Source organism: Nitrospirillum guanabarense, assembly GCF_034653355.1.
GTDB lineage: Bacteria > Pseudomonadota > Alphaproteobacteria > Azospirillales > Azospirillaceae > Nitrospirillum.
On sequence record NZ_JAYEER010000003.1, the window covers coordinates 848,873 to 874,895 of the forward strand.

Annotated in this window: 21 protein-coding genes and 1 CRISPR repeat array (1 of these 22 only partly in view); of the genes, 13 read left to right on the plus strand and 8 right to left on the minus strand. The window is 64.6% G+C overall.

From position 1 onward, the window contains the following. Positions 1 to 308: 308 nt before the first annotated feature. Positions 309 to 1,505, minus strand: coding sequence for a glycosyltransferase (locus UAA55_RS13205; RefSeq protein WP_322953286.1), 1,197 nt, complete (start codon positions 1,503 to 1,505; stop codon positions 309 to 311). A gap of 525 nt (positions 1,506 to 2,030) precedes the next feature. Here UAA55_RS13205 and UAA55_RS13210 point away from each other — a divergent pair. The 3 genes from UAA55_RS13210 to UAA55_RS13220 all read left to right on the plus strand — a co-directional run bounded on the left by UAA55_RS13210 (position 2,031) and on the right by UAA55_RS13220 (position 6,327). Next, positions 2,031 to 4,274 carry a TonB-dependent receptor gene (locus tag UAA55_RS13210; RefSeq protein WP_322953287.1) on the plus strand — a complete coding sequence of 748 codons (2,244 nt, stop codon included), beginning with the start codon at positions 2,031 to 2,033 and terminating at the stop codon, positions 4,272 to 4,274. A gap of 131 nt (positions 4,275 to 4,405) precedes the next feature. After that, positions 4,406 to 4,993, plus strand: coding sequence for a nucleotidyltransferase family protein (locus UAA55_RS13215; protein ID WP_322953289.1), 588 nt, complete (start codon positions 4,406 to 4,408; stop codon positions 4,991 to 4,993). A gap of 128 nt (positions 4,994 to 5,121) precedes the next feature. Further along, positions 5,122 to 6,327 carry an MFS transporter gene (locus UAA55_RS13220; protein WP_322953290.1) on the plus strand — a complete coding sequence of 402 codons (1,206 nt, stop codon included), beginning with the start codon at positions 5,122 to 5,124 and terminating at the stop codon, positions 6,325 to 6,327. On the opposite strand, the gene UAA55_RS13225 is transcribed toward UAA55_RS13220, so the two are convergent. Beyond that, positions 6,324 to 7,232: a hypothetical protein gene (locus tag UAA55_RS13225; RefSeq protein WP_322953291.1), complete on the minus strand. Its 909-nt coding sequence runs from the start codon at positions 7,230 to 7,232 to the stop codon at positions 6,324 to 6,326. The two genes, UAA55_RS13220 and UAA55_RS13225, sit on opposite strands and share 4 nt — an antisense overlap. Positions 7,233 to 7,665: 433 nt before the next feature. Here UAA55_RS13225 and UAA55_RS13230 point away from each other — a divergent pair, with 433 nt between their 5' ends. Then, on the plus strand, positions 7,666 to 11,193 hold the full coding sequence (locus UAA55_RS13230) for a diguanylate cyclase (protein ID WP_322953292.1): 3,528 nt from the start codon (positions 7,666 to 7,668) through the stop codon (positions 11,191 to 11,193). 80 nt (positions 11,194 to 11,273) lie between these two features. Here UAA55_RS13230 and UAA55_RS13235 read toward each other — a convergent pair whose 3' ends face one another. Further along, positions 11,274 to 13,160: a glycosyltransferase gene (locus UAA55_RS13235; protein WP_322953294.1), complete on the minus strand. Its 1,887-nt coding sequence runs from the start codon at positions 13,158 to 13,160 to the stop codon at positions 11,274 to 11,276. A 345-nt stretch (positions 13,161 to 13,505) separates the two neighbouring features. On the opposite strand from UAA55_RS13235, the gene UAA55_RS13240 reads away from it, so the two are divergent. The 7 genes from UAA55_RS13240 (at position 13,506) to cas2 (ending at position 21,217) form a co-directional block, all read left to right on the plus strand. Continuing rightward, positions 13,506 to 14,459, plus strand: a complete 954-nt coding sequence (locus UAA55_RS13240) for a glycosyltransferase family protein (RefSeq protein ID WP_322953296.1) — start codon at positions 13,506 to 13,508, stop codon at positions 14,457 to 14,459. Positions 14,460 to 14,525: 66 nt separating this feature from the next. Continuing rightward, the gene (locus tag UAA55_RS13245; protein WP_322953298.1) at positions 14,526 to 15,992 is read left to right on the plus strand and encodes a class I SAM-dependent methyltransferase; all 1,467 of its coding nucleotides are present in this window, start codon (positions 14,526 to 14,528) and stop codon (positions 15,990 to 15,992) included. 149 nt (positions 15,993 to 16,141) lie between these two features. Then, positions 16,142 to 16,387, plus strand: coding sequence for a hypothetical protein (locus UAA55_RS13250; protein ID WP_322953300.1), 246 nt, complete (start codon positions 16,142 to 16,144; stop codon positions 16,385 to 16,387). A 296-nt stretch (positions 16,388 to 16,683) separates the two neighbouring features. Next, positions 16,684 to 19,689: a type II CRISPR RNA-guided endonuclease Cas9 gene (gene cas9, locus UAA55_RS13255; RefSeq protein WP_416235191.1), complete on the plus strand. Its 3,006-nt coding sequence runs from the start codon at positions 16,684 to 16,686 to the stop codon at positions 19,687 to 19,689. 9 nt (positions 19,690 to 19,698) lie between these two features. Continuing rightward, positions 19,699 to 19,926 carry a hypothetical protein gene (locus UAA55_RS13260; protein WP_322953303.1) on the plus strand — a complete coding sequence of 76 codons (228 nt, stop codon included), beginning with the start codon at positions 19,699 to 19,701 and terminating at the stop codon, positions 19,924 to 19,926. 30 nt (positions 19,927 to 19,956) lie between these two features. Next, positions 19,957 to 20,937: a type II CRISPR-associated endonuclease Cas1 gene (gene cas1 / locus UAA55_RS13265; protein WP_322953304.1), complete on the plus strand. Its 981-nt coding sequence runs from the start codon at positions 19,957 to 19,959 to the stop codon at positions 20,935 to 20,937. Then, positions 20,921 to 21,217, plus strand: a complete 297-nt coding sequence (gene cas2 / locus UAA55_RS13270) for a CRISPR-associated endonuclease Cas2 (RefSeq protein WP_322953305.1) — start codon at positions 20,921 to 20,923, stop codon at positions 21,215 to 21,217. The genes cas1 and cas2 overlap by 17 nt, the downstream gene beginning before the upstream one ends. A gap of 253 nt (positions 21,218 to 21,470) precedes the next feature. On the opposite strand, the gene UAA55_RS13275 is transcribed toward cas2, so the two are convergent. The 4 genes from UAA55_RS13275 to UAA55_RS13290 all read right to left on the minus strand — a co-directional run bounded on the left by UAA55_RS13275 (position 21,471) and on the right by UAA55_RS13290 (position 22,756). Then, positions 21,471 to 21,695: a hypothetical protein gene (locus UAA55_RS13275; protein ID WP_322953306.1), complete on the minus strand. Its 225-nt coding sequence runs from the start codon at positions 21,693 to 21,695 to the stop codon at positions 21,471 to 21,473. An 87-nt stretch (positions 21,696 to 21,782) separates the two neighbouring features. Next, the gene (locus UAA55_RS13280) at positions 21,783 to 22,172 is read right to left on the minus strand and encodes a hypothetical protein (protein WP_322953307.1); all 390 of its coding nucleotides are present in this window, start codon (positions 22,170 to 22,172) and stop codon (positions 21,783 to 21,785) included. A 20-nt stretch (positions 22,173 to 22,192) separates the two neighbouring features. Then, complete coding sequence (locus UAA55_RS13285; protein WP_322953308.1) at positions 22,193 to 22,339, minus strand: hypothetical protein; 147 nt, start codon at positions 22,337 to 22,339, stop codon at positions 22,193 to 22,195. A gap of 198 nt (positions 22,340 to 22,537) precedes the next feature. Beyond that, positions 22,538 to 22,756: a helix-turn-helix domain-containing protein gene (locus UAA55_RS13290; protein WP_322953309.1), complete on the minus strand. Its 219-nt coding sequence runs from the start codon at positions 22,754 to 22,756 to the stop codon at positions 22,538 to 22,540. 209 nt (positions 22,757 to 22,965) lie between these two features. On the opposite strand from UAA55_RS13290, the gene UAA55_RS13295 reads away from it, so the two are divergent. Then, positions 22,966 to 23,931, plus strand: coding sequence for an IS1595 family transposase (locus UAA55_RS13295; RefSeq protein ID WP_322953310.1), 966 nt, complete (start codon positions 22,966 to 22,968; stop codon positions 23,929 to 23,931). Here the strand turns inward: UAA55_RS13295 and UAA55_RS13300 are convergent. Further along, positions 23,928 to 24,332, minus strand: a complete 405-nt coding sequence (locus UAA55_RS13300; protein WP_322953311.1) for a hypothetical protein — start codon at positions 24,330 to 24,332, stop codon at positions 23,928 to 23,930. The genes UAA55_RS13295 and UAA55_RS13300 overlap by 4 nt on opposite strands. A gap of 157 nt (positions 24,333 to 24,489) precedes the next feature. On the opposite strand from UAA55_RS13300, the gene UAA55_RS13305 reads away from it, so the two are divergent. Continuing rightward, positions 24,490 to 24,891 carry a hypothetical protein gene (locus tag UAA55_RS13305; RefSeq protein ID WP_322953312.1) on the plus strand — a complete coding sequence of 134 codons (402 nt, stop codon included), beginning with the start codon at positions 24,490 to 24,492 and terminating at the stop codon, positions 24,889 to 24,891. Positions 24,892 to 25,156: 265 nt separating this feature from the next. Beyond that, a CRISPR array of direct repeats spans positions 25,157 to 26,023; the repeat unit is 36 nt; unit sequence AGCTTAGCCGATAGGGATTTGCGGTCCAGCCGCAAC (it continues 422 nt past the right edge of the window).

Genomic DNA, 26,023 nt, shown 5'->3' on the forward strand with positions numbered 1-26,023 from the left:
CGCGCGTTGGGGGTGCACGTTAAATTTTGGTTGACTGTTTATTTCAGTATTATTGCGTTCGAAGAATTTGTTTCCGTCGCGAAAAGAATAACGGCTCTGTTAGAAATTAAACATTTCGTTAATTTTGATACGCTGGATGCGAGAATCCGGCGGAATCATTTGGTGCCCGTTAATCCGATTTTGGCACTGATCACCGTTTGACATGAATTCCAAGGACGGCTGCGACCCTATACTGATAATGATTTTCATGGCGCCGGTCGCGGCCGCTGCGCCACTATGACGCAGCGGGTCGCCGCCGGCCCCGGCGATCAGCGGGTCAGGATGTTGACGGCCGCGAACAGGTCCAAGATGTGACGGGCGCGGACGTCCCAGGTGTGGTGGGTCGTGGCTTGGCGGAAGCCGGCCTGGGCGACGGCGGCCAGGCCGCCGGGGTCGGCCAACGCCGCCTCGATACGGGTGAGCAGGGCGTCCAGGGCGGTCCAGCGGTAGAACAGCATGTCGCGCCCATCGGCGTAGTGCCGGTCGTAATAGCGGCTGGTGTCGGACACGACGGCGGCGCCATTGATTTGCGCCGCGAACACCCGTTCATGCCCGCCGGCGACGAAGTTGTTGTTGCTGTTCAGCACCAGGCGCGTCCGGCGCAGCAGGCGCAGCGTCTCCTCGAAGCTGCCTTCGCCCCGCCAGTCGAAGGCGGGGAAGGGCCGATTCTCCCACCCCTTGCCATAGACCACCAGCGGTACGCCGGCGGCGTTCAGGGTCGCCAGCATCTGGTGACGGCGATAGGCCTCCACATACTGGTAGACCTCACGCGACTTGCAGATCAGCTGGGTGCGGGCGGCCGGCGACAGGCTGGTGTCGCGGGCGGCCAGCACCTGGTCGATGGCGTCCTCCAGCGCCAGCGTGTCCTGGCTCAGCGCCAGGTCGGCGGCGTCGTCGAACAGGGTGGTGACGAAGTTGCGCTCCGCGCCGTGCCATCCCCGCTGGGGCGTGCCGCGATAGGTGCCGGTGAACAGCAGGGGGATGTCGCGCCGCTCCGCCCAGTCCCGGAACAGCGTGTCCTCGTCCGGCATGGCCGGCGGGATGCTGGTGTTGGCACCCGGCGGCATCAGCGACAAGGCGGCGAAATGCCCGGGCGGGAAGCAGTCCCGCGTCAGTTTGACGTGGGTTTCATCCAGGAAGCTGACGACGAAGCGCCGGTCCATCTTGGTCTCCAGCCGGGGCCACAGGTGCACCGGATGGTCGACGTGCAGGGTGATGAACACACTGTCGACCGCGTCGAACAGGGTCTGGTCGCCGACGCGTAGGTCCACCCCCATGCTGTTCAGGGCGTAGAAGAACTGCACGTGCCGGGACAGTGCGGCGTTCAGTCGCGCCACGCCGTCCGGGGCCGCGAGGTCGATCACGATGGCCTCGTGCCCCATGGCCGTGAAAGCCGCCGCCAGCTGGTCGATATGCAGCCGAAGCGAGCCGTACTGCGACTGGCCCTTGAACAGAACGATACGCATGACCTCTCCCCCGGGGGCGTCCGGCCCCCGGCGCCTAAGGTGCCCCAGCCGGCGCGTGGGCGCCAGCGTCGGCGTCCACGGCCGACGCGGTCATGAATCGTTAACCAATATGTCGCCGTGCCTTCAAGTGGATGGCGTAACGGACGGTCTCCCCAACCCTCGCCGGATGATCGTCCATGACCTTGGTGAGCCGCCGCCGGGCCCTGTCGCTGCTGGGCCGCCGCCCCGCTGGCGTTGGGCGCATCACGCTCGGCCGCTCGCGGCTGCCGGCCACGACCCACCCTCGGGGTGGAGCGCCCGCAACCCGCGTGATGGAAAGCCGTATACCAAAAATGTCACACCGTTACTAGTAAACAGATCGGTAATCGCACTGTCTTAAAATATTCACATCACGTTGCTATGCAGCATGCGCTTTCAAACCGGGCATAAGGGTGGCCATATCACTTTTGTGTATTGCCGGATGGGGAAGATTTTAAATAAATCGAAGGGGGAAATTCGATGCTGAAGAATTGATTGTTGGCAGGTGTGTCTCTTCTCATCCTCGGTATTTCCACCGCCACGTTCGCGCAGACGGCGCCGGACGCCGCGGCGGATGCCGACGCGCTGCAGGAAATCGTCGTGTTCGGCCGCGGCGAAACCCGCCAGGTGCAGGCCATCACGCCCATGGACATGCAGATCGCCGTTCCGGGCGCCAGCCCCATCAAGGTGATCTCCAAGCTGCCGGGCGTGAACTACCAGGCCGCCGATCCCTACGGCGCCTACGAATGGGCGGTGCGCATTTCCGTGCGCGGCTTCAACCAGAACCAGCTGGGCTTCACGCTCGACGACATCCCGCTGGGCGACATGAGCTACGCCAACGACAACGGCCTGCACATCAGCCGCGCCATTTCATCCGAGAACCTGGGCGTCACCCAGATGGCCCAGGGCACCGGCGCCCTGGACACCGCCTCCACCTCCAACCTGGGCGGCACGCTGAAGTTCAAGTCGGCCGATCCGGAAACCACCGCCGGCGGCCTGGCCGCCGTCAGCTACGGCAGCAACGCCACGGTGCGGGCCTTCGGCCGCATCGAAACGGGTGAGATCGACGGCGGCGGCCGCGGCTACCTCAGCTACGACTACCAGCACGGCAACAAGTGGAAGGGCCAGGGCGAGCAGTGGCAGCAGCAGGCCAACGGCAAGTTCGTCCAGCCGGTGGGCGAGGGCACGCTGACCACCATGGTCAACTACTCCGACCGGCATGAGAACGACTACCAGGACCTGTCCTTGGCCCTGATCGGCAAGTTCGGCTACAAGCTGGACAACATCTCGGACAACTATACCCTGGCCAAGGCCATCGCGACCGCCTACCAGGCGGGCAAGCCCATTCCGGCGCCCTACTCCACGCCCGACGACGTCTACTTCGACGGCGCCGGCAACCGTGAAGACATCATCGGCTCGACCCAGCTGGAATATCCCATCAACGATCGCCTGTCGCTGAAGGCCATGGTCTACGGCCACCACGACAAGGGCATGGGCACCTGGGACACGCCCTACGTGCCGACCCCCGCCGCCTTCGGCGGCTCCCCCATCTCCATGCGCACCACCGAATACACGGTGTCGCGCATCGGCACGGTGGACAGCCTGACCTACACCCTGGCCGACCACACCATCGAAGGCGGCCTGTGGTTCGAGAACAACGACTTCGACCAGGCCCGGCGCTACTACGGCCTGGGATTGGCCAGCCCCGGCCGCACCGCGGATGAGTTCCAGGAGAACCCCTTCGCCACCCAGTGGCAGTACGCCTTCAACACCAAGACCTACGTGTTCCACCTGCAGGACACGTGGCAGGCCCTGGACAAGCTGAAGCTCAACTACGGCTTCAAGTCGATCAAGGTGGAGAACGAGAGCCAGACGCAGCGCTACACCTCGGCCAGCGACATCATCAACGGCTCCATCGACACGTCCAAGGGCTTCCTGCCGCAGGTGGGCTTCAACTACCAGCTGACCGACGAGGCCGAGCTGTTCGGCGACTACGCCAAGAACGCCCGCGCCTTCGTCAGCTCGCACACCGACGGTCCGTTCTCCACCACCCAGTCCGGCTTCAACGCCATCAAGGACAAGCTGAAGCCCGAAACCTCCGACGCCTTTGAAGTGGGCACCCGCGCCCATGTCGACACGTTCGAGGCCGTGGCCGCCGCCTACTACGTCAGCTTCCACGACCGCCTGCTGGCCACCACCGTGGGCTCGGGCATCCAAGGCAACCCGTCGGCCCTGTCCAACGTGGGTGGCGTCACCTCCAAGGGTATCGAGCTGGCCGGCACCTGGAAGTTCGTGAAGAACTGGTCGCTGTATGGCTCCTACTCGTACAACAAGTCCACGTACGATGATGACACCCGGAACGGCGACGGCACCCTGTACGCCGCCACCAAGGGCAAGATCACCGTGGACAGCCCGCAGAACATGGTGAAGGCCGAGCTGTCGTTCGACAATGGCATGCTGTTCGGCGCCGTCTCGGGCAACTACATGAGCGAGCGGTATTACACCTACATCAACGACGGCAAGGTTCCCGGCTACATGACCGTGGATCTCAGCTTCGGCTACCGCTTCCAGGGCGGCGGCTGGCAGCGTGACCTGGAAATCCAAGGCAACGTCACCAACCTGTTCGACCGCCACTACATCTCGTCCATCGGCACCAATGGTTACACCGTCAGCGATCCGACGGGCACCTTCCAGACCCTGCAGGCCGGCGCGCCCGCCGCCGTGTTCGTCTCCGTGCGCAAGAAGTTCTAAGCAGGGGCGCTTTATGGTGGTGTGACCTTTTGCGCCGCCGGGAATATGTAAAAAGCAATATATCTTTCCAGGGCTTCGCCGGGCAGCCGGCGAAGCCCATTCTTTTTTCGCGTTAGGATGGGATGTCGCCCATGCATCAGCTGACCTATGGTGACCGCCTGCAGGCACTGATCCGGGCGGATGGCCGGCGCATGAAGCTGCTCGGCCACGTCCGCGCCCTGGACCTGCCGGACTGCTGGATTGGTGCCGGCTTCGTGCGCAACGCCGTCTGGGACCAGCTGCACCGCCCGCAGGCCGCCGCCCAGACGGGGGCCGAGACGCCGGAAAGCGACGTGGACGTGGTCTGGTTCGATCCCGCCCGTCCCTCCATCGCCCTGGACCGCGACCTGACCGACCGCCTTCTGGCGGCGGCGCCCGACGTCCCTTGGTCGGTGAAGAACCAGGCCCGCATGCACGGCCGCAATGGTGACGCGCCCTATGCCGGTTGCGCCGACGCGTTGCGCCACTGGCCGGAAACGGCCACGGCCGTCGCCGTGCGCCTGACGCCGGAGAACGCGCTGGAGATCCTGGCGCCCTTCGGGCTGGACGACCTGTTCGGTCGTCTCATCCGTCCCACGCCCGCCTTCCGGGGGGCCAAGCTGGACATTCTGCGCCAGCGGGTGCGCGACAAGCGGTGGCTGGACCGCTGGCCCCTGCTGCGGGTGCTGGAACAAGGGTGAGGAAGCACCGTCAAGCCCCCGGCGCCGCCGGGGCTGGTTTTCGCAACTAACCGTTTCCTATTTAGGCGATACCCGGTACTGAGAACGGCCGCCCGCCCTCACGTCCCAGCGCAGGTTCGCCTTCCCCCATGACCGTGTCGCCCCAAACCACGCCCGGCGCAGCGTCAGGCGGCCTGTCCGCCGGTCTGACCTTGCTGTTCGCCATCACCTGCGGCGCCGTGGTGGCCAACATCTATTACGTCCAGCCGCTGCTGGCCGACATCGCCGCCAGCTTCCAGGTGGGTGTGGGCCGGGCCGGCATGCTGGTGACGGTGACCCAGGTGGGCTATGCCCTGGGGCTGTTGCTGGTGGTGCCCCTGGGCGACACCCATAACCGCAAGCGCCTGATCCTGATCCTGCTGGCCCTGTGCGTCGCCCTGCTGGTGGGGGCTGCGGCCAGCCCCAGCTTCCTTGCCTTCGCCGCCGCTTCCTTGGGGGTGGGCGTGCTGTCCTGCGCCGCCCAGGTGGTGGTGCCTTTCGCCGCGTCCCTGGCGCCCGACCACAGCCGGGGCCGCACCGTGGGCACCGTCATGAGCGGCCTGATCCTTGGCATCCTGCTGGCCCGCACCATCGCCGGCGCCATCGCCCACTACGCCGGCTGGCGGGCCGTCTATGTCGCCGCCGCCGTGGCGATGACCGTGCTGGGCGCGCTCCTGGCGCGCGCGCTGCCGGCCGACGCCGCCCGGCCCAGCATCCCCTACGGCCGGCTGATGGCCTCCGTCCTGCACCTGGCCCGCACCGACGCGGTGCTGCGCTGGCGTTCGCTGATGGGCGCCCTGGGCTTCGCCGGCTTCAGCGTGCTGTGGACGGGCCTGACCTTCGTGCTCAGCGACGCGCCCTATCATTTCGACCAGGCCGCCATCGGCCTGTTCGGCCTGGCGGGCCTGGCCGGCGCCCTGGCCGCCAGCCGGGCTGGCCGCCTGGCCGACAAGGGCCACGCCCACGGGGCCACCGGCCTGTTCGCCGCGGCCTGCCTGGCCGCCTGGGGGCTGATGGCGATCACCCACTGGTCGTTGATCGCGCTGACCGCCGGCATCCTGCTGTTGGACATCGGCGTGCAGGGTCTGCAGATCACCAACCAGAGCGTCATCTACGCCGGCAACCACGGCGCCCGGGGACGCGTCACCACCGTCTACCTGACGACCTATTTCGTGGGCGGCGCCTGCGGTTCGGCCGTGGCCAGCCTGGCCTGGGAATTGGGCGGGTGGCTGGCGGTGTCGGCCACCGGCGGCACCATCGCCCTGGCGTTGCTGGGCTGCTGGCTGCTCTCCCATGCCCGCCGGCAGGACGTTTAAGGTCCGCTGACCACCAGCCGGTCGGCGCCGATGTGCCGCCGCAGCACGTCGGCCAAGGCCGTGGCTTGGACGGCACGGAACGGATCGCGGCCGGTCAGCACCAGGGCCACGTTGGCCGGGGTGATGTCCAGCACGGCGGCGATGGCCACCTGCAGCTTAAGCCGCCGCACCTCCGCCGCCAGATTGTGCGACTGGCCAGGGTCGATGTGCACGCCTTTTTCGCCCGTGCGGAACGCCAGCTGCACGGTGCCGGTGTCGGATCTGGCCGCCGCGGGCGCGCGGGCCAGCAGGGGAACGGCCTCCCCACGCCCGCTCGCCTCGGGTCGCAGCGCCTGCGCCGTGGAGAAATCCGGCAGCTCCGGGCAGGCGTCGGCCACCGCCCGCGCCAGGGCGCGCATATGCTCCAGCCGCTCCTGGTCGTCCGGATCCAGCTTTTCCTCAAGCCCCTCCATCCCCCCCAGCCAGCGTTCCAGCACGTGGCGCGTGCCGAGGGCGCGCGGCGCGGTGGAGGCCGCCACCTGGTCCATCAGCGTGGCGCTGGTCTCCAGCTCCAGCCGCGCCAGGTGGCGTTCCAACAGGGCCAGCTGCTCGATCGCCTCGGTACGGCGCGGCTCCTCCAGCGTGTCCACCTGGGTGCCGATGACGGCGACGAAGGACAGGACCTCGCTGAACAGGGGCGACAGGCGGCGCAGGGTGGCATAGGCCTTATCCGCGTGCGGCTCCGCCGCCAGCGTGCGGGCGCAGTCGGCGCCCAGCGCGCGCACCGCCTCGTTCAGCTGGGCGATCTTCTGCCGGGTGGCCCGATATCGACGGGATTGGTCAGTGTCACGCGGCCGCCGCCCCTCTTGAGGGCGGCGCCGGGCGTCGGGTATGAGGGCCGGCGGCGACGCCGTTTCCCTGGACATGCTGGTGCGGCCTGGCCTGCTTGGTCGAGTTTGTGTCGACAATCGTCAGTTTATCATAAGTCAGCTCCCCCGCCAGCCGGTGTGGCATGGCGCTCTCCCAGGCATTTTAGGGAAGGTGTGCCGGCACGGGGCCGCCGCCGTTGGTACCCATCGTGCCGGAAAAGGCCCGCTGCCCGACATCGACGGACGCCTTGCCCAGGCGGTGGTGGCGCCGGAGGCGTTTTTCCGGATACCGCCGCTGGCGGACGCCTAACCTTTTGCACCGGCCCCCGCGCGCGCGGTCCCTGGCCTTCGCACCCCGCTCCAGGCAGAAATCGATGGGAGGACGGGGCGGACGCCCCGGTTGGCGAGGATTTGGTAATCATTTGGCGTTAACCATGCTCGGTGGTCGCCTGACGTGGCGAATTCTTGGGAAAGGAATGCGGATCCGGTCATGACTGGGCGGCGCTTTTTGCGGGCGGGGGGCGCCCTGGTGCGGCGGCTGGGCTTGGCGCTGCTTCTCGCTGCCGCCATCATGCCGGCTTGCGCCGCGGACACCCCGGCCAGCGCCCCCGACCTCTGGAGCCGGCTCTCCGGCCCGGAATTCGATCATTTCCCGCCCTCCCTGCGCCTGCCCAGCGATGTGGTGACCAGCCTGGCGCAGACCCGCCCCGGCGTGGTCTGGTTCGGTACCTTCGGCGGCCTGGTGCGCTTCGACGGCTATCGCACGCAGATTTATCGCGGGGCGACGGACACCAGTGCGGCCACTGGCGCCCCCGCCGGCAAGCCGGGAGCCGCCGTGCCACCGCCTTCCCACGTCCTGCCCGACGCCTATGTGCGCAGTCTGCTGTCCGTCGATGGCGGTGGCCTGCTGATCGGCACCAACGCCGGTGGCCTGGTGCGCTTCGACATGGACGCGTACGGCTTCCGTCCCGTGCCCATCACCCACGGTGACGTCGCCACCCGTATCATGGCGATGGGACCCGCCCGCGACGGTGGCGCCTGGGTGGTGTCGGACCAGGGGCTGGACCACTACGATCCCCACACCGCCACGGCGTCGGCTGTGGCCGATGCCGGCGCCGGCGGTGTCAGCCCCCGACTGTTCACTGTGCTGGAGGATAGCCGGGGCGCGCTGTGGCTGGGTGGCCATCCGGGGCTGTTCCGGCGTGGCGCGGGCGAGGCCGCCTTCACCCGCGTGGTCGCCCCGGCGGATGATCCGGCCCTGGCGCGCGCCCTGGCCGACGATATCTGGGCCCTGTATGAGGATGGCGGCGGCCGCGTCTGGGTGGGCACCGGCGAGAACGGGGCCTTCGTCCTGGATGCCGTCGCCGGGCGCCCGCTGGCGGTCAAGGGCATCAGCGGCGTGGACAGCCTGGCGGCCCGTCACACCGTGCGCGCCATCATCGAGCCGGAGGGGCCCGGCGGCCCCCTTTGGCTGGCCACCGACGGCGTCGGCATCCTGACGCTGGATGCGGGCGGCCAAGTTGGCGCCCTGGCGCATTCCGAGATGGTGTCGACCTCGCTGGCGGGTGACGTCGTGCGCGCCTTCCTGCGTGACCGCAGCGGCAATGTCTGGGTGGGCACCCAGCGCGGCGCCGACCGGGTGGAGGCGGGGCAGCGACTGGTTTCCACCGTCCAGGCCGCTCCGCCCGGTGGCGTGGGCCTGGCCGACGCCGACGTGCATGCCCTGACCACCGATGCCCGGGGGCGGGTGTGGCTGGCCCTGGGGCGCGGGCTGATCGACGTGGTCGACCCCGCCGACGGCATCCTGCGCCATGTCGTCCTGCCCGGGGTGGACCAGGGCCGCGACATCTACAGCCTGGCGGTGCTGCCCGACGGGGCGGTGCTGGCGGGCGGGCGCGGCGTCACGCGCGTCGACCCAGTCACCCTGGCCAGTACCTCGTCCTGGATACCGGCGCTGGACGGCATCGTCGTCCTGTCGCTGGCCACGGCGACCACACCTGCCGGAACCGCCATATTGCTGGGCGGCTATGACGGGCTGTACATCCGCCAGCCTGACGGCACCCTGGCGCATCTGGTCCATGACGCGGCCGATGCGGAAAGCCTGCCGGCCGACCAGGTGAACAAGGTTCTGGTGCTGCCCCCCAGCGCCGACGCCCCTCAGGGCACGTTGTGGCTGGCCACCTCTGGCGGCCTGGCCGTGGCCAGCCTGGGCGACCTGCCGCGTCTGCGCTTCCACACCCTGAGGCGGGGGCCGCAGGCGGGCGCCGTGGGCAGCCTGCCGCACAACGTGGTCAACGACGTGGTCCTGGACGGCGCCGGCAACCTGTGGGCCGGCACCTACGGCGGCGGCGTGGCCGTGCTGGCGCCGGCACAGATGCGCGACGCGCTGGCGGGGCGCGTGGGTATAACGCCGCTGGTGGTGGATGAGACGCAGGGCCTGGCCGACAACGCCGTGTCCGCGCTGGCGGTTGACGGCGATGGCAGCGTCTGGGCCGCCGCCGCGAGCTTGGTGAAGTTCAACGGCCTGGGCTTTCCGCCCCGGGTCCTGGGCGCCCGCGACGGCGTCATCGTCCGCTCCTTCAATATCAAGGCCGCGGGCCGAGGCGCGGGGGGCGAGGTGCTGTTCGGCGGCGTGGGCGGCCTGACCGTCATGCGGCCCGGGATGCTGGGCCCGGCCGTGCCCGTGGGCCTGTTGGCCGTCACCGCGCTGGACGTGAACCACAAGGCGCAACCGCCGGGCCGGCTGCCCCAACCGGGAGGTACCCTGACTCTGGGGGCGGGGGTGAAGACCATCCGCCTGGCCCTGTCGCTGCTGGATTTCAGGGCGCCCCACGATACCCGCTACGCCTATCGCCTGGACGGGTTCGACGAGGATTGGGTGGAGGTGAACGGCGCTCAGCCCCAGGCCGTCTACACCAACCTGCCGCAGGGCGATTACACCTTCCGCGTGCGCGCCTGGACCGACCTGCCGGGTCTGGCCCTGACGAACCGGCAAGAAGCGACGGCCGGCTTCGACCCCGATGCGGAGCCGGTGGCACAGCCCGGCCAGAACACGGCCGAGGCGCTGTCCATCGCGCCCATGGCCGAGCTGGCCTTCCATCTCAAGGTCCTGCCCCACTGGTACGAACAGGCCTGGTTCCGGCTGCTGATGGTTTTCGGCCTGGTGGCGCTGATGGCCTGCGCTCTGGCGGTGCGGACCGAGGCGCAGATGCGCCGAGAAAGGGCCCTGGGCCGCATCGTCGCCGCCCGCACCCGCGACCTGCGTGCCGCCAACACCAAGCTGGAACAGCTGGCCAGCACCGATCCGCTGACCGGCATCCTGAACCGTCGCCGCTTCTTCGAGCTGGCGCGGCTGGAATGCGACCGCTCACGCCGCTACGGCCGCACCTTCTCCGTCATTCTGTTCGACCTGGACCATTTCAAGCGCATCAACGACACCTTCGGCCACCTGATGGGGGACGAGGTGTTGCGCGCGGCGGTGACGGTGGCGGGCAAGGCGTGCCGCGCCGTGGACCTGCTGGCCCGCTTTGGCGGGGAAGAGGTCATGCTGCTGCTGCCGGAGACGGATATCGCCGGCGCCCAGGTGGTGGCGGAGCGCATCCGCACCAGCCTGGCGGAGTTGGAGGTCGCCTACGACGGCCAGGTGGCCCAGGTGACGGCCAGCCTGGGCGTGGCCCAGTGGCGCAGTCCTGACGAGACGCTGGAGGATCTGCTGGCGCGGGCCGACGGAGCCCTCTACCAGGCCAAGAAGGGTGGTCGCAACCGCACCGTGCTGGCCTATAACGAGGTGGAGCGGGCGGCGCGGATGGGATGGGCCATCGTTCCTTCCGGCGACGCGGCGGGCGATGACGGGGCGGCGACGCTCGTGGCCGACACCCCGCCCTTGGAGCCGCTGGCCAGGCTGGCCGGCCTGGGTGACACCACCCTGATGGACCCCTACGAGCGCGAAACCTACGACCGGCCGCAACCCGGTGCGGATGAGGGCACGCCACCCGGGCCCAAGGCGGCGTCCAGTTAGCGCCGGCGTCCAATACCAGCGGCGCGAGATTATGGCTCGTGCCGCTGTAGGGCGCCACCGCCTCCGCCGGAGCGGACGGCTCAACGCGTCACCGGCCCGTGCACCAGGCCAGGCAGGGCCAGCCAGTCCTCGGGGCCGTCCAACGACAGGCCGGGATTCCAGGACCGGTCGTGGCCGATGGCGGCCCCCCAGCGCTCCAGAAAGGCCATGCGTTCCTGCTCCACCCGCTCCCGGCGGTCGGAGGCGTAGGGCTCCAGCGCCGTCAGCACGGCGTGGGGCGTCCACAGGGTGGCGTAACCCGCCTGTTCCAGGCGCAGGCAGATGTCCACGTCGTTGAAGGCGATGGGGAAGGTGTCGGCGTCGAAACCGCCCACCGCTTCGAAGCAACTGCGGCGGATGGCCATGCAGGCGCTGGCCACGGCGCTGACGCGGTGGGCGCAAAGTCCGATACCCAGATCGCCCACGGTGTCGCCCGGCCGGCCGGCGAAGCGCGACCCGGCCAGCCGGGCCGCACCCGGCCCGTTGCCCAGGCCCAGGACGATGCCGCCGTGCATGATGGTGCCATTGGTGGACAATACCTTCGGCCCCACGGCGCCTATGTCGGGGCGCAGGGCCTGCGACACCAGCTCACGCAGCCATTCGGGGTGCTGCGGCTCCATGTCGTCGTTCAGGAACACCAGCACCTCGCCGGCGGCGGTGACGGCGGCGCGGTTCATCATGTCGGCGAAATTGAAGGGGCCGCGATGTGGGATGACCCGCGCCCCCGGACGGTCGCGCAGCGACTCCAGGTAGGCCAGGGCCTCCGGATCGCGGCTCTCATGGTCCATCACCAGCAGTTCGAAGGCGGGATAGCGCGTTTCACCCAGGATGGCCTCGACACAGGGGCGCAGCAGGTCCACCCGGTCGCGCGTGGGCATCAGCAGGCTGACCACCGGCAGGCGATCCGGCAGGGGCCAGATGACGCGCCGGGCGGTGTGGCCCTCGCCCTTGGTGTCCGTCTCCGTCACCGGTTCGGCCACCGCGCCCGGATGGTAGGTCGCCAGGAAGGACTGCAGGGCCGGCAGCCCGCCCAGCGGCAGGGGCCGGCGGCGGCGCATCAGCACGCGCGGCATGTGGCGCACATGCTTCCGCCCCGCCAGGTGAGTGGCCTCCAGCAGCAGGCGGTAACGGTCCAAATGGCCCGGCTGCTGTCCCACGGCCATGGCACGGCGCGCCAGGGTGGCGCGCATCAGCAGCAGTTGCCCGGGATAAACGCCGCTGGACCCGTACAGCAGATCCGGGTCGAAGGCGGGCTTCAGCACCGGGCGCAGGGGGTGGCCCAGGCGATCCGCCCACTCCTCATCCGTGTACAGGATCTGGATATCGGGGGTCTGCGCCATGGCCAACACGCATAGTGCCAGGGCGTGGCGGGGCAGCAGATCGCCCGGCGACAGCAGGGCGACGGTGTCACCCTCCACCTGGGACAGGGCCGGCAGGCCGGCGCCCCGGCGCTTCACGCGCGGGTCGCGGAAATCGGCGGCGGTGTCGGCGGGCAGCCACAATTCCCAATTGTCGTGGATCTGGCGGGTCAGGCTGTCCACCGTGCGGCGCACGGCGACGGACCAGGCAGCCGGCTTCAGGCCGCTGTTCTCCGGCCCCAGCATGATCAGGCTGACGCGCGGCGGAGCGGGCAGGCGGGCCAAGGCCACGGAGATCTCGCCCGCCTCGGTGCGGCGGGGGCCATCGCGGCGCAGCGTCCAGGCGCGGTAGAACGACCGGGGCGCCAGCGACTGCCACAGGCGGCTGGCCACGTCGCCGAACTGGCCGTGGGCCACCATGCGGCCGACCGCCCGGATGAGCGCCATGCCCGTGGGCCCGCGCAGGGGTTTCGTGGGCGGGGGTGGGGCCGCGTCTATGGCTGTGCCGGGCACATGCATGCTGCCGGGGTGCGCGCCCAGGGGCGCCCCTTCGAGGTCATGCGCGGCCACCGCGTCTTGCGATCCCCTTGCCGGGGGGTGGTCCGGGTTCTTCTGATCCACGTGCCGGTTGCCCCGCCTCTTGAAGAACAGCTTTCGGTTCCGTTGGCGCCCGCGGCGCCCCGGTCCCAGAAACAACAAAGCGCCAACCCCGCGCCCGGGTTCAACCCGGCACTGATCGGCGCTTCCCCAACCGGCCGGTCCCCTCATCCCGTCGGGGCCGCCCATGTCGTTATCAGGCGATTCATGGGGGACAGGGCGGCCCCGGGTCAAGCGGCAATGCGGGGGCCCCCTCCGTGCCCGCCGCCGCAGAAGGGGTGTCGCCAAGGCCGGGGCCGGCTGCTATCCAAGACGGCCATGGACGTCCCGCCCCCCGCCCCCGCCATCCCGTTTCCCGGCCGTGTCGCGGCCCTGGTCGTGGCCTATCGGCCCGATGAGGGCTTGGCCGCTTGCCTGGCCGCCGCCGCCGGCGTGGCCGACAGTGTCCACCTGTTCCAGCAGGAACGGGGCCGGGATGCGGGCGACGACGCGCGGGTGGACCGGGCGGCGGCGGCGGCGGGCGCCACCCTGCTGGCGGATGCCGCCAACATCGGCTTGGCGGCGGCGCAGAACCGCCTGATGGAGCGGGCCCTGACGCAGGGTGCCGACTGGCTGCTGTTCCTGGACCAGGACAGCGTGCCGCGCCCGGGTCTGCGCGACGCCTATGCCGCCGCCCTGGCGGCCGCCCCGGCGGACACCGGCCTGCTGGCCGCCCGCAACCTGGAACCCAATGGCGTGGGGGCGGGTGGCGCCCCCGACTCGCCCTGGGTGGTCAGCGCCGACGGCCGGCGTTGGACGGTGGCGCGTCGTATCGATGGTCCGCTGCTGCCCGACCTGCTGCTGGCCCCGGCGTCGGGCAGCCTGGTCAGCGCCCGGGCCGCCCGGTCGTGCGGACCCTTGCGCGACGACTTCTTCATCGACTGGGTCGATGTGGAATACGCCCTGCGCCTGCGCCGCGCCGGTTTCCGCCTGGTGGCGGTGCGCGACGCCCTGGTGGATCACCGGTTGGGCGCCGTCACGCATGTCCAGGCGGGCGGGCGGCCGCTGGCCGTCACCCACCATGGCGCCCGCCGCCGCTGGTTCCAGGCGCGCAACGCGCTGTGGACCTGGCGGCTGCATGGCCGTGCGGTGCCGGCGCTGACCGGCTGGACCCTGCGCATCCTGGTCTCCACCGCGCTCAAGATCGCGTTGATGGAACGCGACCGCCTGCCCAAGCTGGCGGCTTTCGCCGGGGGGCTGTGGCAGGGCCTGGCGCGGCGGCCCCAACCCTAAAGCCGGGCTTGCCGCCGCCGGGGCCGCGCCGTATCAGTCGTTTTTCAGGTCCCGAGAGACGCATCCATGACCACCGACTGGACCCGGGGCTACGCCTCCGACATCGACTACACCCGGGGCTGGTACCGCGAGCTGTCGCCCCTGTGGCTGGATACCGCATTGGCGCTGGCGGGCGTGGCGCCGCCGCAGCCGGCGGAACATGGCCCGGTGTGGCTGGAACTGGGTTGCGGCCATGGGCTGTCGGCCCTGGCGCTGGCGGCGGCGCGGCCGGACATGACGGTCATCGCCGTCGACTTCAACCCCACCCACATCCACGGCGCCCAGCGCCTGGCCCAGGCCGCCGGCCTCGCCAACATTCGTCTGATGGAGGCCGACTTCGCCGAGCTGGCGGAAGACACCACGGGGCTGCTGCCACCCTTGGACTACGTCGCCCTGCACGGCGTCTACACCTGGGTGGGGATGGAGAGCCGGGGGCACATCGCCCGCCTCATCACCCGGCGGCTCAAGCCCGGCGGGGCCGTCTACCTCAGCTACAACTGCCTGCCGGGGTGGGCGGCGGCCATGCCGGTGCAGTTCCTGCTGAACGCCTATGGCCAGGCGCTGCCGGGGCCCAAGGCCGCCGCTGGCGACCAGGCGCGCGACCTGCTGCTGCACCTGCTGAACCAGGGCGCCGGCTACTTCACCGGCAACGCGGCGGCCAGCGCCCGGGCCGACCGGTTGCGCGGCGCCACCGCCCCCTACCTGGTGCACGAATACATGCACAGCGGCTGGCAGCCGGCCTACCACGCCCAGGTGGCCGACCATTTGGCGGCCGCCAAGCTCAGCTATGCCGGCAGCGCCGCCTGGGTGGAAAACTTCCCCGACCTGATGATGACCCGGGCGCAGCAGGACATGGCGGCGGCGGCCCCCACCCGGGCGCTGGCCGAAACGGTGAAGGACTACGTGACCAACCAGCCCCTGCGCCGCGACGTCTTCGTGCGCGGGCCCCTGGCGCTGGACGCCCGCCAGCGCGTGGCCCGCCTGGGCGCCTTGCGCCTGGTGGCCCTGGGCGAACCGGGGGCGGCCCTGCCCGACTTCGCCCTGCCCTTGGGCGCCCCCGATCCCGAGGTCTCGCGCCTGTTCCATCCCGTGCTGGCGGTGCTGGCCGGCGGGCCCGCCACCCTGGCGGACCTGGTGGAACACCTGGCCCGCGCCATGGCCGATTGGGGGCCCGACAGCGCCGGCCATCTTTTGCGGGCGCTGGCCATCCTGGTGGCGGGCGACGTGCTGGCCCCCTGCCTGGCCGACGCCCAGATCCAGGCGGCCCTGCCGGGCGTGCGCCGCCTGAACCGGGCCCTGCTGGCCGACAGCCTGATGACCGGCGCCACCCTGGATTCTGAAATCCGCCTGCCGGAACGCCTGGCTTCCGCTGTCACCGGCGGCGGCGTCATGGCCTCGGTGGAGGAGATGGGCGCCCTGGCCGCCCATTGGGCGGGCCAGGTGGTCATGCCCCCCGACGCCCTGTCCCGCCTCGCGCGCCTCGGTGTCCTTTGACGGCAACGACATGCCGCTTTGACGCGCGAGCGGCGGCGGCTTAAGCTCCGCCGCCATGGCCACGCCTGCCGCCATCCGCCTGTTCCAAGACGACCGCCCATGACACACCGTCATCCTTCCCGTTCCGCCACCCCCGCGCAGGCGCTCTGATGCTGGCGAAACTGGTGGTCCTGGTCGGGCTGGTCGTCCTGGTGTGGAAGGCCTATCAGTGGGGCGCCCTGGCCCAGCGGCGCAAGACAGCGGCCGGCGCCCCGGCCACCAGCCGCCCCCGCGGCGGCGCGCCCCGCGCATCGGAGCCCGCCGCCGAGGACCTGCACGCTTGCGGCATCTGCGGCGCCTACGTCGCCCGGGCCTCCACCCCCTGCGGCAAGCCCGAGTGCCCGCAGCGGCGGTGAAAGCGTCCTCCGCTCCCGTTTCACGAAGCCCAAAACGAAGGGGGCGGCCCCGAAGGACCGCCCCGCATTCGGTGCGCATGGGACGAACCCAGCACGTGTTAACGGATGGACCGCAAATCCCTATCGGCTAAGACTTGGAAGCAGGCATCCTGCGCCAAGCTTAGGTCGATCCTTGCCAGTCGGCAAGGTGGGTTTGCGGTCTGGCTGCCAACCCGCCGATTTGCAAAAAGGCGCATAATGAGAGTAGGATGCAAGCATAGGATGTGATTTCCGCCTGCTTCCGGGTGCCGCCGCTAATGCCCAAGCTATACCGTCTCTCCCTTGATGTCGGCGCCACCTCCATTGGCTGGTGCGCCTTGGAGCTAAGCTCAGAGAAGCTCGAACCCATCGGCATCCTGCGTATGGGCGTCCGCGTGTTTCCCGATGGCCGCGACCCGCAATCTGGAACCAGCCTTGCCATGGACAGGCGCTTGGCACGAAGCGGCCGGCGGCGGCGTGACCGGTTCCTACAGCGCCAGCGACGCCTGTTGGCGGCGCTGGCGTGCTTGGGGCTGGTGCCTGCGGATGAGGCAGGCCGAAGGGCGCAGGCGGCGCTTGACCCCTATCCGTTACGGGCGGCGGCCCTGGATCGGGCTCTGGCGCCATTGGAACTGGGGCGTGTGCTGTTCCACCTGAACCAGCGCCGAGGATTCCGGTCTTCCCGCAAGGGCGGGGAAGCGCCTGATGTGGCCGGTAAGATCGCCGACGGCGTGTTACAACTGGAGCAGCAGATCGCAGCGGCTGGTGTCGCCACCCTGGGTGCTTGGCTGGCGGCGCGGCGGCAACTCCGTGCTTCCGATGTGGACAAGGCCGTCTACACAGTGCGTGCGCGACTGGAAGGGGCGGGTGCCAAGGCGCGATATCCCTTTTACCCCTCGCGGTCGTTGGCGGAGCGGGAGTTCGATCGTATCCGTGAGATCCAGGCGCCTTACCAACCCGGCATCACGCCAACGGACTGGGACCATCTGCGCGGCGTGATCTTCCACCAGCGACCGTTGAAGCCGGTGAACCCCGGCCGCTGCACCTTTTACCCCCAGGATGAGCGCCTGGCCTGGGCCTATCCCATCGCTCAACGCTTCCGTATGGCGCAGGAGGTGGCGAACCTGCGGGTGCTGGCGCGCGGGCGGAACCCGCGCAAGCTGACACTCGCCCAGCGGACCGCCCTGCTGGAAAAGCTGGTGGCCAAGTCGAACGTGACCTTCACCGCCATCGCCACGCTGCTGGATCTGGCGGAGGGGGAGGTTCTGAATTTATCGGATGAGCGCCGTGACCGCCTGATGGGCGACGGCACCGCCACCGTGCTGTCGGGCAAGAAGTGCTTCGGCAAGCTGTGGTACGGCCTGACACCGGATGAGCAGGATGAGGTCGTGAAACGCCTACTGGAGGCGGAACGGGAGGACGATCTGCTGCCCTGGCTGCGGGACCGCTTCGGCCTGACGGAGGAGCAAGCCAAGGCTGTTTCCGCCGCCCGCTTGCCGGAGGGCCATTGCCGCCTGGGCCGTCGAGCCGTAGCCGAATTGCTGCCGCCCATGGTGGAGCAGGGGCTGGACTACACCAAGGCGGCGGAGGCCATCGGCCTGCATCATTCCGATCTGCGCGGCGTGGGCGAAGGTCTCCCCACGCTGCCGCCCTATGCCGAGGTGCCGGTGCTGGAGCGCTTCCTGTCCTTCGGCACGGGCGATGAAAAAGACAAGGACCCCTTCGTGCGCATCGGCCGCATCGCAAATCCCACGGTGCACATCGGCCTGAACCAGATCCGCACCCTGGTGAACGATCTGATCCGAGAATATGGCAAGCCCCATGACATCGTGGTTGAATTGGCCCGTGACCTGAACGACAGCGCCGAGGACCGCCGCAAGAAACTGCGGGAGCAGGCGGAAAACCAGCGGGCCAATGACCGGCGGCGCAAGCAGCTGGCTGAGCTGAACCAGCGCGTGACAGGGGACAACCTGATCCGCCTGCGCCTTTACGATGAACTGCCCTTCGATGGCGTCCAACGGCGATGCGTCTACACGGGTGAGCCCATTGGGCTGAAGCGTCTGTTCGATGGCGACATCGATATCGACCACATCCTGCCCTACAGCCGCACCCTGGATGACAGCGTGGCCAACCGCATCCTGTGCGTGCGCCACGCCAACCGGGACAAGCGCAACCAATCCCCGTGGGAGGCGTTTGGTGACAACCGCCGTCCGGGATACGATTGGGCCGACATCCTGGATCGCGTCTGGCGCCTGCCGCGCAATAAGCAATGGCGGTTCCAGCCCGATGCCATGGACCGCTTCGACAACCAGGACGCGTTCCTGGAGCGGCACATGAACGACACCCGCTACCTTTCCCGCCTGGCGCGGCACTACCTTGGTTGTCTCTATAATCTGCGCACCGATGGGGAGCGGGTGCGGGCCATGCCGGGCACCCTGGTCGGGCTGCTGCGGCGCAAGTGGGGACTGAATGAGTTCCTGGCCCTGGATGGGGAGAAGAACCGCAACGACCACCGACACCACGCCGTGGACGCGGCCGTCATCGCCGTTCTGGACCAGGGTACCATCCAGGCGGTGCAGACGGCGGCACGAGCGGCGGAAGCCAAGGACCTGGCCCGCCTGCTGGAGGACTTCTCCCCGCGCCACAACTGGTTCCACGACCAGGTGCGCGATCATCTGGCCCGCATCGTCGTGTCGGTGAAACCCGACCACGGCGTCACCGGTCGTCTGCATGAGGACACCAGCTATGGCATCTTGCCGACGGCCAAGCCGGATGATCCGGAGGGAGGAAAGGCGCCATACGTCCCCACCGGCCATACGCTGGTCTACCGTAAGACATTTGATACCCTGACGCCCAAGGAGGTGGCGCGCATTCGCGATCCGCTGCTGCGCGAGACGCTGCTGACCCATATCGCGAGCGAGGCCATCCAAGGTCGGGACCATCGCCAGGCGTTGGAAAGCTTTACGAAACGGGATGATCATGTCTGGCAGGGCCTGCGCCATGTGCGCCTGACCAAGCCCGAAGCCTCGTTCGAGGTCATCCGCCACCGGCGCACCGGTGCTGCCTATCGTGCCGTGGTTCCCGGCGACAACCTGTGTGTGGATATCACGCGCCTGCCCGATGGCAAGTGGATGGGCCGGGCCGTCACCTTGTTCGCCGCCGCCAAGCAGGCCGGCGCAGGCGGAAATCTGCCAGCACCGGGGCCCGACGTGGTCATGCGTCTCTACAAGGGCGACATGATCCGGTTGGAGCAGGATGGACGGCTGCAGGTGATGCGCGTGTAGGGATTGGACGTGGTCAACCAACGCCTGCGCCTGGCCCCCCACCAGGAAGGGGGCGAGATGGACAAGCGCCACAACGATCCGGCGGACGCATTCCGCTGGACCTTCGCCAGTTTTAACGTCTTGCGCCGCAAGGCCGCCCGCAAAGTGGTGGTGACCCCCTCGGGCCGCCTGCGTGATCCGGGGCCGCCACCGGCCGCGACACCCGCGCCCGACCCTACATCCTCGGCGGCGGAGTAGGCGGCCATGGTGGGGCGGGTGCCGGGACGAGTGGTTGATATCGCGACCGACGGCCGGCACCTGTCCGTGCACCGCGGCTTCCTGGTGGTGGAGGAACGCGGGGATGAAGTCGGCCGCGTGCCCCTGGACGATGTGGAGGCGGTCATCGCCAGCGCCCGGGCGCTGACCTTCTCCGCCAACCTGCTGCAGGCCCTGGCCGAGCGGGGTGTGGGCCTGGTGGTATGCGGCACCAACCACCAGCCGGTGTCGGTGCTGATGCCGGTGGTGGGCCATCACGCCCAGGCGGGCCGCGTGCGCGACCAGATCGAGGCGGGCAAGCCCCTGACCAAGCGGCTGTGGCAGGGCCTGGTGCGGGCCAAGGTGGAAAACCAGGGGGCGGTGCTGGCCCGCATGGGTGTGCCGCACGGCGCTTTCGCCGCCCTGGCCCGGGCAGTCCGCTCCGGCGACCCGGACAATGTCGAGGCGCAGGCGGCGCGGCGTTACTGGCCCCTGCTCATGGGCGCGGACTTCCGGCGCGACACTGACGCGGGGGGCGCCAACGCCCTGCTGAATTACGGTTATGCCGTGCTGCGCGGGGCGGTGGCCCGGGCGGTGTTGGCGGCGGGGCTGCATCCCTCCATCGGCGTGCATCACGCCAATCGGGGCAATCCGCTGTGTCTGGTGGACGACGTCATGGAACCGTTCCGCCCTTTGGTGGATGCGCTGGTAGTGGATCTGGTTCGCCAGGGCGTGGACCAGGTGACGCCGGAGGCCAAGCGCCAGCTGGCCGCCCTGCTGCTTATGGACATGGCCACCAGTCGGGGCACCACACCCCTGGCCACCTGCATCGTCCGCCTGGCCACCTCACTGGCGCTGGCGTTCGAAACCGGGCAGCCGGACCTGGAGCTCCCCCTCACACCCTTGCCGCTGGACCTGGTTTCCGCCAACTCGGGACAAAACCAGGGCGCCACGGAGGGGCCGGACGATGGCTTTGAATGGATACAGGATCATGTGGATGATGGTGCTGTTTGATCTGCCCGTCCTGACCAAGCCACAGCGGCGGGCCGCTACCCGCTTCCGCCTGTTCCTATTGGACCAAGGCTTTCATATGGCTCAGTTTTCCGTCTATTTGCGCTGGTGCGTGGGCAAGGAACAGGTGGAAGCGCTGTCGCGGAAAGTGGCGGGCAACATCCCGTCCAAAGGTAGCGTGCAGATCGTCACCATCACCGACAAACAGTACCAAAACATCGGCACCTACGATGGCAAACGCCGCAAGACCAACCAGAATCCCGGCCAACTCGCCCTGTTTTGAGGGGTGGGGAGATCGGTTTTCTGTAAGTGCAAGGGCCGGAAATAGTCCTTTTTTCAAAGGGCTGCTTCCGATCCAAGCTTAGCCGATAGGGATTTGCGGTCCAGCCGCAACATCGATATTATGTAGGAGATGCCACCAAGCATAAATAACATAAATTACGCACAAAATACAATATGAGGGTTTATAAGAATGGAACAAAAGAAAAAGAGATCATGGGCTGATGGATTTACGTGTAGGGAATTTATAGAAATGTTCAAGAAGTGGGATGAGATTTATCCTCTTGATGATGAGGACAGCGATTCTCTAGATCGTCAAGACGTTTCGTTACAACAGAAAGAGCAGCATTTATCTGAGAAGTAATTTGATCTAATGCGGATTCCTGTCTTTCCGCAAGCTCTTCTAATCTGTCCAGGGCTTTCTTCAGATTCTTTAGTTTTTCATCGGTAGTCATTTTGTCCCAGTCAGATTTTTTGGGCATGGAGTTCCTCCATAAAAGACATCACATCAAAGGATACGGAACTCGCTCGGCACCAGCAAGTAACTTTGGTATATTAACTTGTTAATATTATCTACAAGATTGTAGCATACTGACTATCGGTTGGCCGGTATTGTCCTTTGTCACATAATCGACGCTGCATTTCATCGTAACAACTTTTGAGTTTCCGCGGACAATCCCACTAGTTTTCAAGTCGAGCATGCATTGTCCATTCTCATAATGAGCAACCCACCCCATGCCATTATCCCTAGATATTGTAATAAATTCATAAACGGTTGAGGAATCTCCACCGTTGTTTCCTCCATATGTCACGGCCAACTGAGTCATTTTGATATTTGGCGTGCATATGCTTTTAATAATTTCCGGATCGTTGCTCATCTCTCCAGCCGATGCAGCATGGTTATAAGGAAAGTAGGCAGCAGAAATCGCTACCAAAGCCGATAGAGCTTTAGCTTTCATGATATTGCTCCTTTTTATGGTTATTTTATTTCGACTGGATTAAAGGCGATATTGCCTTTTCCATATTGGGCTTCGAGCAAATTTTTCGCATCGAGATAGTTATTAGCCTGGATTCGGACTTCGATAGAGTTGTTGCCGACTTTGACGCGGGCTTTCCAGGTGCGCATGGGGCCTCCTTTTGAGGTTTCGGTATGTGCGCAAGTGCGCATCATATGAGCATATTTTGCAGAATATATTCGGAATTCGCAACCGAAATCCAGCCTTAAGCGCAGCCCATCAATGGCATTGCGCAATTAAATTACCTGTAAATTTTTAAGATAATTTTGGGTGGATGTCTTGACTTTTGGAGATGAGTCAAGTACAAATTAATCAACGTCCGGCTTAATCAGCACATAAGCCTGGACATTGAGAGCAACGGCAATCTGCTCCAATTTATCAAGACTGATCGAATTCCTTTTGCGCTCGATCAAGCTGATATATGTACGATCGACCTCAGCTAACCCGGCTAACTCTTCTTGAGATATGCCCTTAGCTTTTCTTAACCGACGTAGATTATCGGCCAATATGGTCCTCAGATCGTTCATGTACGGAACATGAACGACTGTCGAATATATCACCACGGAACATATTCTGAATCTCTTTGGCCGGAGTCAGATTGCTACTCTAAATAGATATTCTTTAAAACATTATAAGCCGTTATTTCGGGCATATGATCGGCAAATTATCGCCGGACGTCTTGCTCTGAATATGGAAAGGAAATAAAATAACAACAATGATGTGAGGCAACATAGATTTGACACAGCATTTTCTTTTATCATCAAAAGCGAGGTCATTATCACTGATCAATATCCTACGAGCTTCTGACTACGAGATTTTTGAGCAATTTAAAGCTGTGCGATTTGCCGATAACAACGGTGAACCCTTCTGTCCTCATTGTGGATCTATAGTCTGCTTTGAATGCCCTCGAAAGAATGGCAGCAAGCGATGGCGTTGTAAGGGCTGCTATAAGGATTTCACCCTGACATCCGGGACCTTATTTGCGAGCCATAAGCTCCATCTACAAGTCTACCTGGCCGCCATTGCGATCTTCATCAATGAGGTGAAGGGCAAGGCCGCGTTGGCTTTGTCGCGTGATCTGAATGTGCAATACAAGACGGCCTTCGTTATTGCCCATAAGATTCGGGAAGCTATGTCCACCGAGGTTTCCAAGATCGAGCTGGGTGGCCAAGAGACCGAAGTTGAGGTCGATGGGGCCTATTTCGGTGGCTACATCCGGCCACGAAACCTGAAGTCCGAACGCATTGACCGCCGTAAGATTTACAAGCCCGGCAAGCGCGTTGTTGTGGTTATCAGGCAACGAGGTGGTTTGGCTCGAACGGCTGTGTTCAAGTCTGAGCAGGAAAGCATCAGCTTCATCCGAGAGCATGTAGCCCCAGGAACCACCATTCATGCTGATGAGGCTCCCGGTTGGAACGCATTGCACGCCAGCTACAATGTTATGCGGATCAACCATTCCGAGGCCTATAGCTTGAATGGGGCCTGCACGAACCAAGCTGAGAGTTTCTTCTCTCGTTTACGCAGAGGTGAGGTTGGCCACCATCATCGAGTGATTGGCCCATATCTGGACAGATATGCCGGTGAGATGGCTTGGCGTGAAAATAACAGGAGGATGCCAAATGGTGATCAACTCAACGTGCTCCTGAAGCTCATCATGAATAATAGAAAGTCAGAAATATTTAATCGGTACTGGCATCATTAGTTATTCGGTAGTTTCACTATCTTGTTCTCGATAATGATCTGGTTATAACCCTTCATGCGGCTAATCGAGTTACGGATTGTGTTTTCCGCTTCGTGATTGCCAACAATCTTTTTGCGTTCCATGATCCGAGCAATCAAGTCGCTAACAGCTATTTCTTTTTCAGTTCGTAATATCAGGAAAATTGTCCTAGGTATTTCTCCACGAATGAACCAATTATTTTTCTTATGAGTTCGCTTCGGTCGTATCTCAGATAACTTAAAATTCTTATCAAAGAGCTTAATGGTATCTTCAACTGACTTCAGATTAATCCGTAAAGACGCAATTTCTTTTTCTAGTTCTATAATCCTACCAGATATCTCTGCATGCTTTTCTCGTAAGCCCGATACAACATGTGACGTCATACATCCTCTCCATCTAATCTATCCTTTGGCTATTATACATTATCAGCGGATAAATTAACAGATGGGTGTGAAACATTTTATATTAACACGTTAACGTATTGACTTGCCGCTTTCTTTTGATAGCGTATCTATGGAATATATAACGTGAAGAGAAATCATGAGCCTTCTAAAAGAATTGGAAGAAATGTTAGCCAAAAAGAAAAATGCCGCTCAGGAAAATAAAAATATTAGTCAGGATCGAGTGTTTTGGGTTAGTTACCGTATTTACGGAGAGGAAGAGGACAAAGTCAGATACAATGATGCATATAAAGATTTTCACAAAGAACTAGATAAGCATATTAACGGTGGGTACAAATGGTCGGAAACTACTTCATTCGTAGTTTTCGAGTCGGATTCATCCATTGTTGCCATTAAAGATGATCTTAAGTCAGTACTGACTGTTGATGACCATTTTATGATCAGAAGAATGAATCACAAAAGGGCATATATTTTTGGAAATATTAGCCAGCAATCGCACAATATGATTTTTTCTCTTATAAAATATCTGCGGCCAGCTTGATTAAATATTATGAATGATACCTGTGACGGTGTTCCATTTCCATATATATTCCGTATTTCATCGTGTCGGTCGTTAATGGCAAGCCCATTCTTTTACACAACGAACTCATGATAACAAATTTTATTATTTTCCACTTCAATCTTAATGGTTTGCTTTTTAACCATTTATAATATGATTTCATAATTTATCCCTCTTATTATTGTTAATAACATTTACTTTATGTATTTATACTATATCCAAGGTGGCATTTCCTACATAATATCGCAGCTTAGCCGATAGGGATTTGCGGTCCAGCCGCAACTGGGTGGTGCAGCGCACGGCTCAGGGGTTGAGCTTAGCCGATAGGGATTTGCGGTCCAGCCGCAACAGCGGCATGGACGACGACATACCGGATACCAGCTTAGCCGATAGGGATTTGCGGTCCAGCCGCAACGCAATCGATCAGGTCGGTACCCCTAGGCATAGCTTAGCCGATAGGGATTTGCGGTCCAGCCGCAACAGTATCGTGAGTGATGCCCTGTCCACCTATAGCTTAGCCGATAGGGATTTGCGGTCCAGCCGCAACAGATGGCGCTCAACGAAGGCGGTTCGGCCGAGCTTAGCCGATAGGGATTTGCGGTCCAGCCGCAACAGCAACGCCTGCAATAGGGCGAGGATAGCCAGCTTAGCCGATAGGGATTTGCGGTCCAGCCGCAACGGGGCTGGCGTTGTAGTCGGCGACCCGCTGAGCTTAGCCGATAGGGATTTGCGGTCCAGCCGCAACAGCTGATGGTAGGGCGTGCGCACCCACGTAGCTTAGCCGATAGGGATTTGCGGTCCAGCCGCAACCACGATACGCACGGATCGGCAGTGGTACTAAGCTTAGCCGATAGGGATTTGCGGTCCAGCCGCAACCACGATACGCACGGATCGGCAGTGGTACTAAGCTTAGCCGATAGGGATTTGCGGTCCAGCCGCAACCCGACCAGGCGCGCGAAGAGCATGGCGATTAGCTTAGCCGATAGGGATTTGCGGTCCAGCCGCAACTACCGGCATCTTCGGCAAGCGAGTACCGGCAGCTTAGCCGATAGGGATTTGCGGTCCAGCCGCAACCATCTCAACCATCAGCAGCGTGTACAGCGTAGCTTAGCCG